This window comes from Wolbachia endosymbiont (group A) of Pherbina coryleti (assembly GCF_964026875.1).
Classification (GTDB): Bacteria; Pseudomonadota; Alphaproteobacteria; order Rickettsiales; family Anaplasmataceae; genus Wolbachia; species Wolbachia pipientis.
In genome coordinates this window covers 275737-294701 of sequence record NZ_OZ034706.1, presented here as the reverse complement: position 1 = coordinate 294701, position 18965 = coordinate 275737, and the positions used below count along the sequence as shown (strand labels likewise).

The 18965-nt window shown below is 35.8% G+C and carries 18 protein-coding genes; 10 read left to right on the top strand and 8 right to left on the bottom strand.

The genetic code is table 11. The features are described from left to right. Positions 1–8: 8 nt before the first annotated feature. The 3 genes from acnA (at position 9) to AAGD87_RS01500 (ending at position 6218) form a co-directional block, all read left to right on the top strand. Positions 9–2603: an aconitate hydratase AcnA gene (acnA, locus tag AAGD87_RS01510; protein ID WP_338482065.1), complete on the top strand. Its 2595-nt coding sequence runs from the start codon at positions 9–11 to the stop codon at positions 2601–2603. Between the two features lie 134 nt (positions 2604–2737). Continuing rightward, a complete protein-coding gene (putA, locus tag AAGD87_RS01505; RefSeq protein ID WP_341817673.1) occupies positions 2738–5878 on the top strand; it encodes a bifunctional proline dehydrogenase/L-glutamate gamma-semialdehyde dehydrogenase PutA in 3141 nt (1046 codons plus the stop codon). A 190-nt stretch (positions 5879–6068) separates the two neighbouring features. Further along, positions 6069–6218, top strand: a complete 150-nt coding sequence (locus tag AAGD87_RS01500; RefSeq protein ID WP_341817672.1) for a hypothetical protein — start codon at positions 6069–6071, stop codon at positions 6216–6218. A gap of 73 nt (positions 6219–6291) precedes the next feature. On the opposite strand, the gene AAGD87_RS01495 is transcribed toward AAGD87_RS01500, so the two are convergent. After that, positions 6292–6588 carry an IS3 family transposase gene (locus AAGD87_RS01495; protein ID WP_231115910.1) on the bottom strand — a complete coding sequence of 99 codons (297 nt, stop codon included), beginning with the start codon at positions 6586–6588 and terminating at the stop codon, positions 6292–6294. 122 nt (positions 6589–6710) lie between these two features. Next, positions 6711–7004 (bottom strand): transposase, encoded by a 294-nt coding sequence (locus tag AAGD87_RS01490; RefSeq protein ID WP_007548709.1) that lies wholly within the window; start codon positions 7002–7004, stop codon positions 6711–6713. Between the two features lie 194 nt (positions 7005–7198). Between AAGD87_RS01490 and AAGD87_RS01485 the strand changes: the two genes are divergently transcribed. From AAGD87_RS01485 to AAGD87_RS01465, 5 genes are all read left to right on the top strand, one after another. After that, positions 7199–7474, top strand: coding sequence for an HNH endonuclease (locus AAGD87_RS01485; RefSeq protein WP_341817671.1), 276 nt, complete (start codon positions 7199–7201; stop codon positions 7472–7474). Next, the gene (locus tag AAGD87_RS01480; protein WP_410541884.1) at positions 7471–7881 is read left to right on the top strand and encodes a hypothetical protein; all 411 of its coding nucleotides are present in this window, start codon (positions 7471–7473) and stop codon (positions 7879–7881) included. Before AAGD87_RS01485 ends, AAGD87_RS01480 begins: the two co-directional genes overlap by 4 nt. Positions 7882–7963: 82 nt before the next feature. Further along, a complete protein-coding gene (locus AAGD87_RS01475; protein WP_265023942.1) occupies positions 7964–8974 on the top strand; it encodes an Mrp/NBP35 family ATP-binding protein in 1011 nt (336 codons plus the stop codon). A 530-nt stretch (positions 8975–9504) separates the two neighbouring features. Beyond that, on the top strand, positions 9505–10653 hold the full coding sequence (gene ubiH / locus AAGD87_RS01470) for a 2-octaprenyl-6-methoxyphenyl hydroxylase (RefSeq protein WP_341817670.1): 1149 nt from the start codon (positions 9505–9507) through the stop codon (positions 10651–10653). Positions 10654–11098: 445 nt separating this feature from the next. Beyond that, complete coding sequence (locus tag AAGD87_RS01465; protein WP_012673056.1) at positions 11099–12061, top strand: IS481-like element ISWpi4 family transposase; 963 nt, start codon at positions 11099–11101, stop codon at positions 12059–12061. A gap of 2 nt (positions 12062–12063) precedes the next feature. Here the strand turns inward: AAGD87_RS01465 and pth are convergent, their stop codons facing one another. Further along, positions 12064–12612: an aminoacyl-tRNA hydrolase gene (gene pth / locus AAGD87_RS01460; RefSeq protein ID WP_065094970.1), complete on the bottom strand. Its 549-nt coding sequence runs from the start codon at positions 12610–12612 to the stop codon at positions 12064–12066. Next, a complete protein-coding gene (locus AAGD87_RS01455) occupies positions 12612–13223 on the bottom strand; it encodes a 50S ribosomal protein L25/general stress protein Ctc (protein WP_010962412.1) in 612 nt (203 codons plus the stop codon). Before AAGD87_RS01455 ends, pth begins: the two co-directional genes overlap by 1 nt. Before the next feature lie 145 nt (positions 13224–13368). Here AAGD87_RS01455 and AAGD87_RS01450 point away from each other — a divergent pair, with 145 nt between their 5' ends. Next, entirely contained in the window at positions 13369–13668 is a 300-nt protein-coding gene (locus AAGD87_RS01450; RefSeq protein WP_010962411.1) for an NADH dehydrogenase ubiquinone Fe-S protein 4, read from the top strand. Positions 13669–13968: 300 nt separating this feature from the next. Here AAGD87_RS01450 and AAGD87_RS01445 read toward each other — a convergent pair whose 3' ends face one another. Together AAGD87_RS01445 and rsmH are read right to left on the bottom strand one after the other, a co-directional pair. Next, positions 13969–14280 (bottom strand): hypothetical protein, encoded by a 312-nt coding sequence (locus tag AAGD87_RS01445; protein WP_007548286.1) that lies wholly within the window; start codon positions 14278–14280, stop codon positions 13969–13971. After that, positions 14277–15221 carry a 16S rRNA (cytosine(1402)-N(4))-methyltransferase RsmH gene (gene rsmH, locus AAGD87_RS01440; protein WP_182309154.1) on the bottom strand — a complete coding sequence of 315 codons (945 nt, stop codon included), beginning with the start codon at positions 15219–15221 and terminating at the stop codon, positions 14277–14279. The genes AAGD87_RS01445 and rsmH overlap by 4 nt, the downstream gene beginning before the upstream one ends. A 218-nt stretch (positions 15222–15439) precedes the next feature. On the opposite strand from rsmH, the gene AAGD87_RS01435 reads away from it, so the two are divergent. Then, the gene (locus tag AAGD87_RS01435) at positions 15440–16687 is read left to right on the top strand and encodes an MFS transporter (protein WP_264339267.1); all 1248 of its coding nucleotides are present in this window, start codon (positions 15440–15442) and stop codon (positions 16685–16687) included. Positions 16688–16714: 27 nt separating this feature from the next. Here AAGD87_RS01435 and map read toward each other — a convergent pair whose 3' ends face one another. Further along, on the bottom strand, positions 16715–17497 hold the full coding sequence (gene map, locus AAGD87_RS01430) for a type I methionyl aminopeptidase (protein WP_155968820.1): 783 nt from the start codon (positions 17495–17497) through the stop codon (positions 16715–16717). Positions 17498–17629: 132 nt separating this feature from the next. Further along, positions 17630–18868, bottom strand: a complete 1239-nt coding sequence (ftsA, locus tag AAGD87_RS01425; protein WP_155968818.1) for a cell division protein FtsA — start codon at positions 18866–18868, stop codon at positions 17630–17632. Positions 18869–18965: the final 97 nt, after the last annotated feature.

The window sequence follows — 18965 nt, the reverse complement described above, 5'->3', positions numbered from 1 at the left end:
GTGATAGGATGAACAATTCTTTAAATGCAAAAACGACTTTAAACATTGACGGGAAGTCATACAACTATTTTAGCCTAAGTAGTGCTAGTGAATTTTTAGGAATAGATGTGACTAAATTGCCTTGCTCACTTAAGGTTCTGCTTGAAAATTTATTGCGCAATGAAGATGGAGTAAACGTAAAGCTAGATGACATAAGAGTACTAGCAGACTGCGTTAATAAACACACTAATCACGAAATTAGCTATAAACCAGCAAGGGTGTTGATGCAAGATTTTACAGGGGTTCCTGCTGTTGTTGATCTAGCTTCAATGCGGGACTATGTTAAGAAAAATGGAGGAAACCCAAGCAATATAAATCCGTCTGTACCGGTTGATCTTGTGATTGACCATTCTGTTCAAGTAGATAGTTATGGAAGTGTTTCTGCATTCAGTAAGAATGTTGAGCTAGAAGTAAAAAGAAATTTGGAGAGATATCAATTTTTAAAGTGGGGAGAATCGTCCTTCACAAATTTTAGAGTAGTGCCGCCTGGCACAGGGATTTGCCACCAAGTGAATCTTGAATATTTAGCGCAAGTTGTGTGTAATAATGATGGAGTCATATATCCTGATACTTTAGTTGGTACTGACAGCCATACTACAATGGTTAACGGATTATCAGTTCTTGGTTGGGGTGTTGGAGGCATAGAAGCTGAGTCTGTGATGCTTGGTCAACCAATTAGTATGGTGATTCCAGAAGTAGTTGGATTTAAATTAATTGGCAGATTGTCGGAAGGAGTAACTGCGACCGATTTAGTGCTGACGGTTACCAATATCCTAAGAACAAAAGGCGTTGTTGGTAAGTTTGTAGAATTTTATGGTGATGGTTTAGATTATTTATCTTTGGCAGATAGAGCCACTATAGCAAACATGGCCCCGGAGTATGGCGCAACTTGTGGATTTTTTCCAATTGATCAAAAAACGCTAGATTATTTAAGCTTAACCGGAAGGCCAGAAAAGCTGATTAAGCTAGTTGAGGCTTATGCGAAAGAGCAAGGACTGTGGCGTAGTAGTGACGAGTTAGCATTTTTTGACACACTAGAGCTTGATTTATCAAGCGTGGAGCCAGTAATGGCTGGTCCCAAAAGACCACAAGATAAGGTTTTTCTTTCACAAGTGGCAGAGTCTTTTTCTAAATCATTTTTAGTTAATGAGTCAAAGGAAAGTGATAAACTCCAAGATGGAAGTGTAGTTATTGCAGCAATAACAAGCTGCACTAATACTTCTAATCCAAGTGTGATGATTGCTGCAGGTCTTGTAGCTCGTAATGCAATTAAACTTGGATTAAAATCAAAGCCTTGGGTTAAAACTTCTCTTGCTCCAGGGTCACAAGTTGTAACAGAATATTTAGAAAAGTCTGGATTGCAGGTAGATCTAAATGCTTTGGGTTTTAATCTAGTTGGATATGGTTGCACAACTTGCATTGGGAATTCTGGTCCACTTAATAAAGATATAGAAGATGGCATTAAAAACAAAAACTTAACCGTTGCTGCAGTTTTATCTGGCAATCGTAACTTTGAAGGAAGAATTCATCCGTTAGTCAAAGCTAATTACTTGGCATCTCCGCCACTTGTTGTTGCATATGCACTTGCTGGTACTGTGCAAATTGATCTGACAAAAGATTCAATATGCAAAGATAAGAATGGAAATGATGTCTATCTCAAAGATATATGGCCAACAAACAATGAAATCGAAGATTGTGTTAAAAGTGTGGTAACACGTGAGATGTTCATACAAAAGTATAAGGATGTTTTTTCTGGTGATGAACATTGGCGAAAGATAAAGTGTGAAAAAAGTGAAATCTATAATTGGGATGCAAACAGCACTTACATACAAAATCCGCCTTATTTTGATAACTTATCACCTAAAAATAATAAAATCGATATAAAGGGTGCACAAATATTGGCAATGTTTGGCGATAGCATAACTACTGATCATATTTCCCCTGCGGGAAATATTGCCTCGAGTAGTCCTGCCGGTCTATATTTAAAAGGGCTTGGAATTGAACCACAGGATTTCAATTCATATGGGTCTCGCCGTGGTAATCACAATGTAATGATGCGTGGCACTTTTGCTAACATTAGAATAAAAAATGAAATGGTTAGCACCGAAGGTGGATATACAAAATATATTCCTTCTCAAGAAATTATGTCAATTTTTGATGCAGCAATGCGTTACAAGGAAAATAATGTACCTCTAATCATTGTTGCAGGAAAAGAATATGGCACAGGTTCAAGTAGGGATTGGGCAGCAAAGGGTACTTTATTGTTGGGGGTTAAAGTTGTCATTGCAGAAAGCTTTGAGCGTATACATAGGTCCAACTTAGTTGGTATGGGTGTTCTTCCACTTGTATTTCAAAATGGAATAACCAGAAAGATATTTGATGGTAGTAAGGTAATAAGCATAAAAGGTGAAATAGTGCCAGGTGGAAATCTAGAATGTATCATCAAAAGAAAGGATAATTCAAGGCAATCAATTCAACTCAAATGCTGTGTACAAACCGCAACTGAGACTAAATACTTGATGTGTGGTGGAGTGTTGAGCTACATACTTGCACAATCTTTTTGATTTAGTGAAGTTATTGCATGGACTTCTTTTAGCCAGCCCTGATCCCTTTGTAAATAGCAATTTGCTCTGCGCAAAGTTATGATATAATTTCACCATACATATGGTGTCGGAGTATTTTTTGGAGATAATTATATATGATAAGCTCTATACAAGAACCTAATGAACTCAGAAAACGTTTACAAGGATTTTATCGTACTGATGAAAAGAGTTATATACGTTATCTTGTAGAAAAAGCAGAGCTTTCGGCTGATTCAAAAAATAGAATTTATAATATTGCAAAACAAGTTATTGAAAAAATCAAACACAATAAATTAAGTATTGTAGATTCCTTTATGCAGCAATACTCGCTTTCCAATGATGAAGGAATAGCGCTTATGTGTCTTGCTGAGTCACTACTTAGAATACCAGATGATTATACAATAGACGAGCTAATCAAAGATAAAATTGCCAATCAAGAATGGAGTAAGCACTTAGGACATTCCTCTTCATTGTTTGTTAATGCTTCTACATGGAGTTTAATGATAGGGAGCAGTATATTGAGAGATAATGAAGGCGATTCGAAGTTCTATTACGCAATTTCTAAGTTACTTAAGAATTTAGGAGAACCGATCATTCGCAAAGCAGTAAAACAAGCAATGTCTATGCTTGGTAATCATTTTGTTGTTGGAGAAACCATAGAAGAAGCTTTAAGGTACGCAAAACTAGATGACAATAGTAAGTTTTTATACTCTTTTGATATGCTTGGCGAAGCTGCTCACACAACTGAGGATGCAGAAGAGTATTTTAATTCATACATGCACTCAATAAAAGCTATAGGTGAATCCACTGAAATAAATGATTGTTTTAAATCCCATGGAATTTCAATCAAACTTTCTGCTTTACACCCACGTTATGAATTTAGTCAATTTGGCCGAATTGCTGGTGAGATATTCACTAAGGTTTTAGAGCTCTGCCGCGAGGCAAAAAAATACAACATTTCACTATGCATAGACGCAGAAGAAACAGAAAGGCTTGAAATTTCCTTAATCTTGTTTGAACAATTACGGCTTGATGAATCACTTTCTGAGTGGGAAGGGCTCGGCTTGGCTGTACAAGCATATCAAAAACGTGCTTTATCTGTTCTTGACTTTGTAGAGGATGTTGCTATTCGATCAAAGCACAAAATTATGGTGAGGCTTGTAAAAGGTGCATATTGGGATTCAGAAATCAAGTGTACGCAAGAATTGGGATTAAATGATTACTCAGTATTTACAAGAAAAAGCTATACTGACGTATCTTACCTCGTGTGCGCACAGAAACTTTTGAGTAAACCAAACAGCTTTTACCCATGCTTTGGAACTCATAACGTCTATACTTTTGCTTCTATCATGGAACTTGCTGATAAAAACCACCCTGGATTTGAATTTCAACGCTTACATGGAATGGCAAAAGACTTATATGATTATGCAATGTCAGAGCTTGTAACAAATGTTAGCTGTCGTGTCTACGCACCCGTTGGGGAACATAGTGACTTGTTGCCTTATCTTATAAGACGCCTTCTTGAAAATGGAGCTAATAGTTCGTTTGTTAATCAAATAAGTGATCCTAACGTTAAAATCGATGAGTTAATTTCAGATCCACTGGAAAAAGCTATAAATTTTAATTATGAACCTCATCCAGGCATTCCATTACCACAAGATATTTTGGGACCAGAAAGAAAAAATTCCTTGGGGATGGATATTAGTGATTCTGTGATAGTCTCACAATTTGCAGATGATATAAAGGGTTTTAGTGAAAAAAAGTGGCAAGTTGGACCAATAATTGATGGAAAAGCACTATTTGATAATGCTGAATTTATCGAAGTAGTGAATCCTGCACATTTGGAAAATGTAATTGGAGAAGTGTCAAGTGCAACAAGCGATCAAGCTTTAAACGCTCTTGAAATAGCACATAGTGCTTTTGCTAAGTGGCAGAATGTTTCAGCAGAAGAGCGCGCTAAATGCCTTGAAAAAGCTGCAGATTTGCTTGAGGAAAGGATGAAAGAGTTAATTTACATTCTGATTGTGGAAGCAGGAAAAATTTTATCCGATGCAATAGCAGAAGTAAGAGAGGCAATCGACTTTCTGCGTTATTATGCAATGATAGCAAAAAATGAACTGAGCGACTGGAAAAAATTGCCGGGCCCAACAGGTGAAGATAACTTCATCTTTTTTGAAGGCAGAGGAGTTTTCTTATGCATATCACCGTGGAATTTTCCGCTCGCTATCTTCATTGGGCAGGTCTCAGCTGCACTTGCAGCAGGTAATGCAGTGCTGGCAAAACCGGCAGAGCAAACGCCGATTATTGCCTACGAAGCTGTTAAGATACTACATGAAGCTGGGATACCAAAGAATGTGTTACACCTCATTCCTGGGGATGGTGGATATTTAGGCAAAATATTAGTTCCAGACAATAGAATTGCCGGAGTAGCTTTTACTGGCTCAACACAAACTGCTCAAATAATCAATAAAATGCTTGCAAATAGGGATGGTCCTATCGTACCACTTATTGCTGAAACAGGAGGGCTCAATGCTATGATAGTTGATAGCTCTGCTCTCTTAGAGCAAGTGACTACGGATGTTTTGCTTTCTGCGTTTCGCAGCGCTGGCCAACGCTGTTCTGCGCTTAGAGTGCTGTTTATTCAAGAGGACATAGCAGAGAAGCAGATAAAAATGATATGCGGTGCAGCGCAAGAACTCAAGATTGGTGACCCAATACAAATTAGTACTGATATTGGTCCAATAATTGATAAAGCATCTATCGATATGCTCACTCAACATACGCAAAAAATGTCAGAGGATAAAGATTCAAATCTGTTATTTAAAGTACCCATGGATACAAATTCTCATAATGGTTATTTCTTTCCTCCATATATTTATGAGATACAAAAAATTTCGCAATTAAAGCAAGAAGTATTTGGTCCTATTTTACATATCATACGTTTTAACAAGTCACAATTAAATGAAGTTATAAGTGATATAAATAGTACTGGATATGGGCTTACGTTTTCTTTGCAGAGTCGTATACAAAGTCAAATTGACACTATAAGTAAAAAAATATCAGTTGGAAATGTCTACATCAACCGTAACCAGATAGGTGCAGCAGTTGGGATACAACCATTTGGTGGTAGAGGACTATCTGGCACTGGGCCAAAAGCTGGTGGTCCTCATTATTTACAGCGTTTTTCTACAGAAAAAGTTGTAAGTGTTAACACTACAGCATTTGGTGGTAACACTACACTTATGTGTTTGGATTAATTTGCGGGCCCTAATTTTTCTTACCCCTAAACTAGACGTTCGTGCAGTTATGTACACAGCGCTAAAATCCGAAAAGGACCAGCTCATGCACTGAAATAAATCGTATCCGTTCAGCCAATGGCGTCAACTTAAGAACTTTCATTAGCAAACTCTCCTAAAGACATGATGGCGTTTAGGCTTATCTACTTTATTGCGGCTGTCCCGGTCGGATTTTAACTTTATAGCTCTTTTTACAATAATCCGAACAGACCGTAATATGCTACTGGCCTGCTATAGCCATAAACACATATCTTATCGCATTCGGACTATTATAAGAAAGGCTATAATAGTAGATTTTTAACAGGTTTACGCCTATTAATGGCCATTAATAAAGAGTTCATAACCAATTGTTTATTTATTGCACTACTCATTAACTACCATACGTGAGAATTATTGCTGCCAAATATAGCCATCCCTCCTTGGTTTTGATGTAAGTAATCCCATACTTTATTTGGTTGATCAACAATAAAGTTTTGATCTAGTATATTGGGAGCTACAGCTCTATTATCTGTTTGTTGTTTTTTAATTTTAAACTTTCTTTTCAGTATAGCCCTGATGTCATTTTTCTGCATAATACTTTGCACCGTTTTCAAATTGCAACTTTTACCCAAAGCCTTCAATTCAGCATGAATTTTAGGAGCTCCATATCTACATTTAGAAACTTGATATATTTTTTGAATAGCTTCGAGTAGCTCTTTATTTGCTGATTCTCTACTGCTTATTTTTCTTGTGGTCCACTTATAGTAGCCACTAGCAGAAAATCCTACATAATTCCTGTACTTTATAGCAGTTACTATATAAAAAAATATTTTACTCTTTTTGACTGGCCAGGGCTTTTTTTTAAATGTCTCTTTCCCTTGTTACTCTTGCTTTGTAAATCAAACCTCTCTTTGTCATAAGGTGCTACATCTGGAAATGCATTTGCCGCTGACTTTTTTTCGTTATATTTCTTCATCCATTTTCCTAATACACTATCCCTTATTCCTAGATCTCTTGCTACTTTTGCAACTGGTTGACCTACCTTTCTTTGTTCATTTGCCAGTTTAACAGCTTCCAATTTGAATTCTGCTGTATATTCTCTTACCATTTCTAATCCTCCAAAATTTTATTTTACCCAAAAAAACTCTTTTCTTTCTCTCCACTTTTTCTGGGTAAGGTCAGTCTTTAGGCACCCAAACAAAGGGAAATGCTGGATAAAAAGAAAATACTTTAAAAAGTATAATAACGATAACTGGAGTTTTATGACAAGTAACAAGATACATCTTATTATACACAGCGATCATGTTATTAAACAAAGTGCAAAAAACCAGATCTCCATATGATGGTGATTGGGTATATTGGGGTAAACGTCTGAGAAAAATACCAGATAAGCCATTAAGAGTAATAAAACTATTGAAGTTACAACAAAGTAAATGTGATAATTGTAGACTATGGTTTAAAAGTGATGATACAATAGAAATACATCACAAAGACCGGAATAGACGAAACAATATGATCAAAAACTTATCTTTGTTACATGGACATTGTCACGATGAATTATACAGGAGGTGTGCATGAAAAGCACCAAATTGGAGAGAAGCCTTATGAGGCGCAAAGTCTCACGTACGGTTTTGAAGTCGAGTGAGGAGGGGCGACCTTCTTCACTTAGACAACAGCATGCAAGTGAAACTAGTGAAGAGGATCTAAAAAAAGTGGTAGGAAGTGATGTAATTATTGGCAAGGCTTATAATGAGTTGAATCAATATAATTGGAGTGAAGAAGAGCGTTTTACTTATGATCAAGATAAGAAACGTGAGGATGATAATTTATCCTGCATCATGCAAAGTAGAATTGAAGGAAAAATTGAAGGAAAAATTGAAGTTGCAAAAAACTTACTTAAAGCTGGCATCTCTATTGATATTATCTCTCAGACAACCAGCCTTCCTCAAGCTAAAATTGAACAACTTCAGGAAGAAATTGCCTAAAAGGCTTGTTGGTTTTTGAATTTATTTCGTGTAACATTGTTGCAATGATACCCTTCCTGGCGCATCAAACAACAGAGGTCTAATGATCAACGAAGAAATTGTAAGAGAGAACTTAAAAAAAGTCATAGAGCAAAAAAGCGGTAAAGATGTGATCGCTCTTGGCATAATATCCTCAATCATTATTAAAGGCTGGGACATTGGTTTTGCGCTTGAAGTTGCCGGTGACACGCAAGCAAACGAAGAATTAAGAAGAAATTGTGAGCAAGCTGTTAAAGCTATACCGGGGGTGACAAAAGTGATCGTGGTTGCTACTTGTCAAAAACAAACTGGGCAACAAAAAGCTAAATTACATATCGAAGGAGTGAAAAATATAATTATTGTGGCCTCTGGTAAAGGAGGCGTAGGTAAATCCACAGTTGCGCTAAATCTTGCTCTCTCATTAGCAAAGTTAAAACACAAAGTTGCGCTGGTTGATGCAGATATATATGGTCCTTCAATTCCTAAAATGCTTAGCACTGAAAAATTAAAGCCAGAAATACAGGGTGGAAAAGCAATACCTATAGAAAGGTATGGACTGCATACTATTTCAATCGGCTATTTTGTTGACAAGGATCGTGCAGCAATATGGCGCGGACCTATGATTACAAAAGCACTTTATAATCTGCTCATGGGAACAAAATGGTCCGATATAGAGTATTTGATAGTTGATACACCACCTGGAACTGGCGATGTGCATTTAAGTCTTATGGAAAATTTTAACTTAACCGGGGCGATAATAGTTTCAACTCCACAGGAGCTCTCTTTAATCGATGCTCGCAAAATTTATGATATGCTTAAAAAGCTCAGTATACCGATTATTGGCATTGTGGAAAATATGAGTTATTTCATTCAAAATGACTCAGAAATATACATATTTGGAAAAGACGGCGCAAAAAGAATGTCTGAGGAGCTGAGCATCAAACTCCTAGGCAGGATTCCTCTGGATCCACAAATATGTCATGCTTCTGATTGTGGAAATCCTTTAATGCTAAGTGAAGATTTGGCAGAGATTTATGAAGACATTGCTAAAGATGTTATAGCTAAAGTGGCTTAGGTTTACCTACAATTTGAAAAACCGTCATTCCGCTACTAGTTAGCGGAATTTATACCGCGAATGAATCCACAACTGTACGAACATTGTCTACCAGAAGGGTGTCATCCCAGTCTGGGATCCAGGAATTTTATTAAGTATAAAAATAGCTGTTTTATGTTAAAATACAACGTTTTGATGATTATGGAAAGGCTGGATTCCAGACTGGAATGACATCATCCTTTTTTCTGAATTCCAGTGTCAGCTACTTCCATGACATCATTATAAAGTAAAATGAGATCCCAGTGTCACGCACTGGGATGACAAGAAGAGGGCTACTGGGATGACAGGGGAGTTGCCTTTTTTCTACTTAGTTTGGGTTATGCAAGAAATCTAATATGATTACTTCTATGCTTAGCCATTTTCAAGACAGGTTCTAAGAGACTTAATTTGTATATAGGAAAACCTTAAAGTCTTTTACTCATAGTATACAAAGTTTGTTTAAACTATTTTCAAAATAGATAAAATATAATTTTACAATTAGCGTAAATAAAATGAATTATGATGTAATCATTTCAGGTGGTGGGTTGCTTGGTCTTATTACTGCAATTGGCCTCAGTTGTAACTCTGTGTCTGTAGCTGTAATTGAAAAAAATAGTTTGCCACGTGTAGTAGATGACAACCGAGCATTTGCTATTTCTCAAGGCTCGAAAAAAATATTGGAAAAATTAGGGATTTGGCAGTTTATAGAAAGCGAAGCTGAGCCAATACTTGATATATGCATATTAGATGCGGTTACTGTGCATTACAATCATAAAATGGTTGGTGAAGAGCCAATGGGTTATGTTATTAACAATGCTACTATATGGAATGCAATCAACAATAATTTTCTGAATAAACTAAATATATACTCTCCACATTCCTATAAAACAATTGCTTGTGATTCAGGATATGTGGAAGTTATTCTTGATAATAACCAGGAATTAATATCATCGCTACTTATCTGCGCTGAAGGCAAAAACTCTAAACTACCAGAGTTATTTTCTATACCGACAGTGAAATTTGATTATAAACAAAGTAGCATAGTATTTAATGTAAAGCATGAACTGCATCACCAAAACTTAGCTGTAGAGGGTTTTTTTCCTGGCGGTCCATTTGCAATTCTACCGATGAAGGGTGGCCATACTTCTTCAATAGTCTGGACAGAAAAATCTGAAATTTCAAAAATGCTAATGGATCTGTCTGAAGAAGAATTTATTATAGAGCTTAAAAAAAGATTTGGTTCTTATTTAGGAGAGATAAAACTAGAGGGTGAAAGAAAACTTTATCCTTTAAGTTTTGTTTTCGCAAAAAAGTTATATAAGGGTAGAGTTTTGCTTATCGGCGATGCAGCACATTCAATTCATCCAGTTGCAGGTCAAGGGCTTAATCTTGGAATTAGAGATGTAGAAAGTATTATAAAGCACGTAGTTGCTGCAAAAGCATCTGGTATTGATGTTGGCAGTAGTTATTTATTAAAGAAAATTTCACGTAACAGATACTTTGATAATTTTACAATGGCGCTTGCAACTGATGGATTAAATAGGATGTTCTCCAACAGAATATTCTGCGCTAAAGCACTAAGAAATCTTGGCTTGATTGCAGTTGAAAATTCAAATTTTCTCAAAAAAAGCTTCATTCGGCATGCTATGGGGTTTATATAAACCACTATTTTATAGTTAATGCAAGTCAGGTTTCCCACGTTATACCGCCGCGGTATCTTGGCCGCTAACACGTAGCGGGATGACGAATGTATCTGTTTAGCAGTTGTGTTAAAAGTCAATAGAAAAATTGATGTAGCTGTGGATAAGTACTTTTATCTGTATAAACGTGCTTATCCACAGCTATACTGGCTCTTAGATAGAAACAGACAGAGAGTTATATTCCTCAGTAAAAACCCTGTCATCTCTGACTAAAGAGTTAGCAAGAATAAGCAATTTCCTCATGGCAGCAGTGGAAGCAATTTTATATGGCTTTTTATATTGACTATATAATCTAGTAAAGAAAGGTTTGATATAGGAATTAGGGGGGGAGGGGGGGGGGATGTATGGTCCCAGAGTGTGATGGTATGATAAAATATGAGAAAACAATACCATCAAAGGAGGAATTATGGGACAAATATTACATGGGTGCGCCAAAACAACAGAGACAATTCGTAGAGCAATACAAAATAGTAAAGAGAGCATAGCAAAACTCTCCAGGTACTATAACCTTAATCCAAAAACTATCATTAAATGGAGAAAACGGTCTTTTGCCAAAGACGCTGATATGGGTCCGAAGCATGCAAGATCAACTGTTTTAACTTTAGAAGAGGAGGCTGTAATTGTTGCATTTCGTAAGCATACTCTATTGCCATTAGATGATTGTCTCTACGCTTTGCAAACCTCAATCCCACACTTGACTCGCTCTAGTCTACATCGTTGCTTACAGAGGCACAGCATTAGCAGACTACCAGATGTTGATGGCGAAGTTAAACCAAAAAAGAAATTCAAACAATATCCTATAGGCTATTTCCATATTGATATTGCAGAAGTCAGAACAGAAGAAGGAAAGTTATATTTGTTTGTTGCAATAGATAGAACATCCAAATTTACGTATGTTGAGTTGCATAAAAGTGCTACAAAACCTATAGCTGCTGAGTTTCTACGTAATTTGATTAAAATTTTACCATATAAAATCCACACTATTTTGACAGATAACAGTGTACAATTTACCAACCAAAAACGCCATAAATACGCTTTTCAACATATATTTGATAGAGCTTGTGAAGAAAATGACATTGAACACCGTCTAACAAAAGTTAGCCATCCTTGGACAAATGGGCAAGTTGAGCGTATGAACAAAACTTTAAAGAATGCCACTGTTAAGAAGTATTACTATCAGTCTCACCAGCAACTCAAAGAGCATCTTTATGACTTTGTTATGGCCTACAATTATGCTAAAAGACTCAAAACTCTTAAGGGTCTTACACCTTTTGAGTTTATATCTTTACAGTGGACAAAATCTCCTGAATTGTTCATACTAAATCCACACCATCACACTCTGGGACCATACACTCCCTGTGTTTCGTAATATTATACAATCAAATTGATAAAAGCTGTATTATCTCCTTGCAGCATTAAGTGTATATTTTTTGCTATTTTTTCCACTAAGGGAGTAACATTATCAAAATTTGAAAATTTTGATAACACATAATCTGCTAAGCTTCTTTGATCTTCAGGTCTACCCACTCCAAATCTCAAGCGCCAATAATCGTTGCCAATAAAACTATCTATGGATTTAAGTCCATTATGTCCAGCAGAGCTACCACCTTTCTTTATTTTTATTCTTCCAAGTTCCAAATCAGCGTCATCGTGTATGACAACAATATTATCTAGCGATAATTTGTAAAAATTTCGTATTTTTGCAACAGGGATGCCTGAATTATTCATAAATGAATAAGGCTTTATTAACATGATTTTATTATCATTAATTATGCCAGAGGTTATTAGATAATCGGCTTTTTTAGAGAACGACTGGAAATTCCAATATTTGCAAATTGTATCAACTACGATGAAGCCGATATTATGATAAGTTAACTCATATTGACCACCAGGGTTACCAAGCCCAACTATCAGGTGCACTATTCCTCTGTTTCTGCTTGAGGTTCTTCAACGTCACTATCGGCAGCAGAAATTGTAACAATGGTAAAATTTTCTTCTTCATGAGCTACAAACTTAACACCTTCTGGTAATTTTACATCATTGATATGTATAGATTGGCCAATCATTTTACCGGATAAATCAACTTCAATAACCTGAGGTATTTTATCAGGAGAGCATTTAACAGCAATAGAACGACACAAAACATTAAGCACTCCACCTAATTTGATTCCTGGAGCTTTACTTTCATTCACAAATGATAGAGGTATGTCTATTTTAATTTCACTGCCTTTATCAACAAACTGAAAATCAACATGTTGCACAGTATCCTTTACTACATGCAATTGGATATCGCGAACAAGAGCATATTCCTTTTTGCCCGAAATATTCAGCTCTATCAAATGTGCAGAAAGAGAACCTGATTTATATTGCTTCGTGAATTCCTTTGCAGACAATGTCAAATTTACATTATCATGGCCCTTTCCATATATTATTCCAGGGATGTTTCCTTTCTTCCTTAGAGAATGCATCGCTTTTGTTTTTGTTATATCACGTAACTCTGCATTAATTGTTACTATTTCCTGTTGCGTCATCGATTACTCCTATTCAGCTAATCCTTTTAATATAATTTAATAATAATATAACATAAAAATATTTATTTCAAACTTCATTCTTTCATACTAATTGTTTGTGAAAGGATTTATTTAGATATATATTTAAACTTATTTAACAAGAACTATGGGCATTGACGATAAAGTAGTTTTTAGGATTTATAAACCAACAAGAACTGCAACACAATCTGGTTTAGGTAATACAAATTTCTGGCACCTAAAAATTGAATCTGGCTCTTACTACATTGAACCTTTGATGGGGTGGGTTGGCTCAAAAGATCCAAAAAAACAGATTGTATTAAAGTTTGATTCTCTTGAAAAAGCAGTATTCTACGCAAAAAAACGCAACGTTAAATACATAATTGAAATGCCAAAAAATGTTAAGAGGCTGCCAAAATCTTACGCAAGCAATTTCATACTAAAGTAAGTTGCACAACAAATGGTGTTATGCAAGTAGCTGACACTGCTCTCCTTTGTCATCCCAGTGCCCAGACACTGGGATCCAGGAATTTTATTAAGTTGGTAAGCATAAAAATAGCTGTTTTACGTTAAAATACAATGTTTTGATGATTATGGAAAGGCTGGATCCCAGTGTCAAGCACTGGGATGACACCATTTGTTGTAAACTCACTTTTACTCTATGGTTATACTACCTTGCCGCTATCCTGAACGAATACAAAGTAAGTTTTATTGTGATGTGCTCATCTGTAAAAAATAAGACTTAATCTCACTGTTGATCATGGATTTTAAGTTGTGCTAGTACACTGCGGCCATTTAGAGAGTCAAGATTTTTAACCTGGCTAGCCAGTATTAAAGAGTTATTTTTCAGGTATTTCTTTACAAGGCTTGCAAGCCTTTTTGGATTATTCAAATAGCTCCATTCTGCTTGTAAAACTTTTATATCACTTTGCACTAAATTAATTTCACTTTTTATTTTTATTAGCTCTCTATTTAATGACTGAACATGTAATTTTACCTTAAATAGTCCTACAATGCTAAGAAAAAACATAACTATTGAGATGATGCAGAAAGTTCTCATGACAACCTCTGTATAGCTCTTAGTTTTGCTGAGCGTGAACGCGGATTTGCACTTACTTCTTCTATACTTGCTTCGATCACTTTTTTATTTAGAAGAGAGAATGTCTTGCAATCAGTAGCACATAAATCTTTAAAAAAAGTTTTGACTATACGATCTTCTAAGGAATGAAAGGTGACGACAATTAATTTGCCATTCTCACTTAAAATCTCAGATGCAGCTTTAATGCCCTTTTCAAGTTCTCCCAGCTCATCGTTTACCCATATTCTGATTGCCTGAAATGTTCTGGTTGCAGGATCAATTTTGCTTTTTCCACGAAATACCACGGAACGTACAATATCCGCAAGCTCAAATGTAGTTTTGATAGTTTTCTTCTTCCGTGCATTTACTATTGCTCTTGCGATTTTGCGAGAATGACGTTCGCCTCCGTAGTTATATATAGTATTTGCGATTTCTTCTTCGCGTAAAGCGTTAACAAACGTTGAAGCGTTTATATAAGAAGAGTTATCCATGCTCATATCGAGTGGACCATCATGTAAAAATGAGAACCCTCTATCTCCGTTATCAAGCTGCATAGATGAAACTCCGATGTCAAAGACCACTCCATCCACTCCGTTTGATGTCATTCCAGCGCGTGACCAGTTATTTTTTCCAGTATCAAGTACTGGGATGACAGGAGATGGCTCAACGCTGCTTAGTATACTTTTAATATTACTAAACTTCTCAATGAATAGTTTTATTCTATCTGGATATCTAACGCTTAAATCATCATAAAACTTAGTTACCGTTTCATCTCTATCAATTGCATATACTTTGCAATCAGCTGACTCCAATATTGCTTTGCTATACCCTCCAGCTCCAAATGTGGCGTCCACGTATATGCCACCATCCTGCGGTGATAGTAGTGATAGCATCTCTTTTAACAAAACTGGAGTGTGTGTCATATCAAAAAATTTAAGTACAGTTGGTGTAGATATCCTACTCTACTCTACTCTTCACATCAATTTTATTTATGTACATAGATTTTCTTGCCAAAATATGGTATCTTATCGGAATATATGAGCAATAATATTAAAATTAAGGTTTAATATTGTTAATATAATATTCACATAACGTTCACATTTTTTTTTATATATAAGATCAAACAGGCTATAGGGAAATTATGCAGCAAATAACAAAAGTAATATTTTCAAGTTTGATTTGTAACACTTTATTGTGGTATGACCACATGCTTTTTGGCCACTTAATAAACATAATAGGTGGTGTGTTTTTTCCATCGGATGATCAACTAACCAGCGTATTGAAGGCTTTTGGAGTGTTTGCAGTGGGTTTCTTAATGAGACCAGTCGGTGCTGCTATATTTGGTCACATTGGTGATAAGCATGGCAGAAGAGTTGCCTTATTGCTCTCGATTATATTAATGACTTTATCAACCATATTAATTGCTTTTGTTCCAGGTTATCAAAGCATTGGAATACTAGCGTCAATGCTGGTAGTTTGTTTAAGGCTATTGCAGGGTATATCCCTTGGAGGAGAAGCAGGAAATGCACCATTTTTAATAGAACATGCTCCTAAAAACAAAAAAGGATTTTTTGGCAGCATTGAAGTATTAAGTGCAATTCTTGGTTCAATATTAAGCCTGATGGCGGTACTCATATGCAAAAAAGTATCTGATTTTGAATCTTGGGGGTGGAGATTACCTTTCATTTTCAGTTTAGCAATGGGATTAATCAGCATATATATGAGATATATACTTGATGAAAGCCCAGAGTATAAAAGACAAAAAAATCCGTCTAAATTGCCATTAAAAGAGTTATTAAACAATTACAAAAAGCCTGTTCTAATATCAATAGGTATTGACTTGGTTGAAAATGCGTCTCTCTATATATATTTGGTCTTTTTCAATGTGCTTACGAATAAAATATTAACAGTAAATACTCATTTTAATCATATAGTGGAAATACTGAGTCAAATTGCACTTGGAGGATTGACAATATTGTTTGCAATACTTTCTGATAAGGTAGGAAGAGAAAAAGTTATGAAGTTTGCATTTATAGCTTTTGTAATAGTGAGTTATCCAGTTTTTTCAATGTTATGTAGTGGCAATTACTTGCTGGCACACATTCTTTTTATAATTCCAATAGCTGCATCGCTTGGTCCTCTCAGTGCACTTATGTGCGAATTATTTCCAACAAAGGTTCGGTACAGTGGATTTGGTTTATCAAGAAATATAGCTGCTGGATTTTTTGGCGGCCTTGCACCATTTATATGCACAACAATTATCAAGGTTACAGGACAAGAGACTTCAGCTAGTTTTTACATGATTTTCTGTGCATTAATTGGGCTAGTTGCTATATCGCAAATTAAGGGTGAGCTTTCTTCAAAATTACCCAAAGTAAACCAAGTATAGTTGCAGTATAGCAGAATTTAAAAAAATCTAATTATAAGGTGGGAAATGCCAATTCTTAGGTGATAATGTGAATATTTCAGCACCATCTTTTGTTACTCCAATCGTATGCTCAAATTGAGCAGAAAGTGAAAGATCGCGTGTTGTTACTGTCCAGTCATCGAGTTTACTGAGCAGAGTCTCATGTTTTCCAGCATTAATCATTGGCTCTATTGTAAAAAACATACCTTCCTTCAAGACGAGATTTTCATCTTGATCATAGAAATGCACTACATTTGGTGGAGCATGAAAGACTTTTCCTATACCATGTCCGCAGTAGCTGCGTACGATAGAATATCCAAAATCTCTAATATATTTCTCTATAGCAAGCCCTATTTCATTTAACTTATTGCCGGGCTTAACTTGTTTGATTGCTTCCATCAATGCATGATAAGTAGCGTCACACAAGCGTTTTGCTTTTATTGATGGCTTGCCAACCCAAAACATGCGACTTGTATCACCATGCCAGCCATTTAAAATCACCGTGACATCAATATTTAAAATATCTCCATCTTTAAGTGGTTTATTATCGGGAACACCATGGCACACAACTGCATTTTTTGAAGTGCAAATCGATTTTGGATACCCCCTATAGTTTAGTGGTGCTGGAATTGCACCTGCATTAATTATAAAATCATGACATAGATCATTTAACTCATTAGTTGTCACCCCTACCTTTACGTACGGTGCAATGAAATCAAGAGTTTCAGCAGCAAGCCTGCCAGCCTTGCGCATAAATTCAAAATCTTCTTGTGAGTGTATAGTTATGTTCATATTTTCCATGTCTTATTGTAATTGGTACGCTTACTCGCAAGTACATAAACATAATAATTTTACATATTATAAAAATAAGTCCTATGGATCCTAGTGTCAAGTCATTTGTATGAAAGGTGGTAAAACAGAAATCTAGACTGTAACTTTTGATTTAACCCAATTATACAATTTACTCATTTTACCATCCTGACCTAAAATACCAGAATTATTTTTATAAAAAGTGTCAACTATTAGCTTTATAGAGCCTATAGCAGCAGAAAATACAGGATTTTTATCATATTCGCCATCAAGACCGCTACAAGACTCAGGGCACCCAATTCGAACTTGCTTATTGAATATATAGCCTGCAATTTCCTTCATGCTTGTGAGTTGACTAGTTCCGCCTGTAATCACTACTTTATTAATTGGATCTTTCTGCTCTTGAAATTGCTCTCTTACCATTTCAAGTATTTCTTCAACTCTTGGTCTTATGATGTTAATAAGCTCAGATTTGAATACTTGAGTAGGTTCATCATTTTCGTTGTTTTGCATTGTAATGTACTCATTCTCATCTATTGAAGTTACGATAGTGCTACCATACAGTATTTTTATATACTCTGCACGTTCTATGCTTGTGCATAGCCCGTAAGCAATATCTCGAGTGATATGAACGCCACCAATTGGAACGCTGCTTGCATACACAAGTTTCCCTCTTTTGAAAATTCCAATTGCAGTGCACCCACCGCCTATATCAACAATAGCAGTCCCGAGCTCTTTTTCATCTTCACTGAGACACGCAAGACCTGCAGAATATGCAGAAGCAATACAACCTGCCATATTTAATCCACCATTATTGGTAATACAGTTTTCAATATTGGTAAGCGCTGGACGCGAAGCAGTGACAACATTAACATCAGCAGATAGTCTTTTTCCGTACAATCCACCAACTTCTTTTATGTCAGTCATGTCATCTAAGTGATATTTCAGTGGTATATTGTGAATGATAACATTTTCTTCAATATATTTCTCAAACGTCTGAAAAACTACACGTTTTATATCCCGGTCAGAAATTTCATGATTAGCTGCAATAATTTCATTATGTACATTGAAAGATGAGATGCCACATCCAGCAATGCTCACATATATCTGGTCTATAGTTTCCTCTGACACTTGCTCAGCTAAACCTATAGTTGATGAGATGGAGTAATTTGCGTGTTTTACATTAGTTATCGACCCACCGTTTACACCTTCTGCAATCTTATAGCCCGTTCCTGTTACTTTATAGCTGAAGTTGCCATTTATTTTAACGATTAGACAAATAATCTTTGTTGTACCTATGTCTAAAACAGCAAAAACATTTCTCTTTGGTTTTGCTATTACTGCAGAGTACATTAGTTAACCTTATTACGCAATTTCATTTAAATTGTAGCTTTCTTTAATAATTTATATTTCTATTATAGATATAGCAACATTTTAATATACACTAAAT

Coding starts and splice junctions, on each gene's coding strand:
- acnA (WP_338482065.1), top strand. CDS start 9: ATGAACAATTCTTTAAATGCAAAAACGACTTTAAACATTGACGGGAAG.
- putA (WP_341817673.1), top strand. CDS start 2,738: ATGATAAGCTCTATACAAGAACCTAATGAACTCAGAAAACGTTTACAA.
- AAGD87_RS01490 (WP_007548709.1), bottom strand. CDS start 7,004: ATGGTAAGAGAATATACAGCAGAATTCAAATTGGAAGCTGTTAAACTG.
- AAGD87_RS01485 (WP_341817671.1), top strand. CDS start 7,199: ATGTTATTAAACAAAGTGCAAAAAACCAGATCTCCATATGATGGTGAT.
- AAGD87_RS01480 (WP_410541884.1), top strand. CDS start 7,471: ATGAAAAGCACCAAATTGGAGAGAAGCCTTATGAGGCGCAAAGTCTCA.
- AAGD87_RS01475 (WP_265023942.1), top strand. CDS start 7,964: ATGATCAACGAAGAAATTGTAAGAGAGAACTTAAAAAAAGTCATAGAG.
- ubiH (WP_341817670.1), top strand. CDS start 9,505: ATGAATTATGATGTAATCATTTCAGGTGGTGGGTTGCTTGGTCTTATT.
- AAGD87_RS01465 (WP_012673056.1), top strand. CDS start 11,099: ATGGGACAAATATTACATGGGTGCGCCAAAACAACAGAGACAATTCGT.
- AAGD87_RS01455 (WP_010962412.1), bottom strand. CDS start 13,223: ATGACGCAACAGGAAATAGTAACAATTAATGCAGAGTTACGTGATATA.
- AAGD87_RS01450 (WP_010962411.1), top strand. CDS start 13,369: ATGGGCATTGACGATAAAGTAGTTTTTAGGATTTATAAACCAACAAGA.
- AAGD87_RS01445 (WP_007548286.1), bottom strand. CDS start 14,280: ATGAGAACTTTCTGCATCATCTCAATAGTTATGTTTTTTCTTAGCATT.
- rsmH (WP_182309154.1), bottom strand. CDS start 15,221: ATGACACACACTCCAGTTTTGTTAAAAGAGATGCTATCACTACTATCA.
- AAGD87_RS01435 (WP_264339267.1), top strand. CDS start 15,440: ATGCAGCAAATAACAAAAGTAATATTTTCAAGTTTGATTTGTAACACT.
- map (WP_155968820.1), bottom strand. CDS start 17,497: ATGAACATAACTATACACTCACAAGAAGATTTTGAATTTATGCGCAAG.
- ftsA (WP_155968818.1), bottom strand. CDS start 18,868: ATGTACTCTGCAGTAATAGCAAAACCAAAGAGAAATGTTTTTGCTGTT.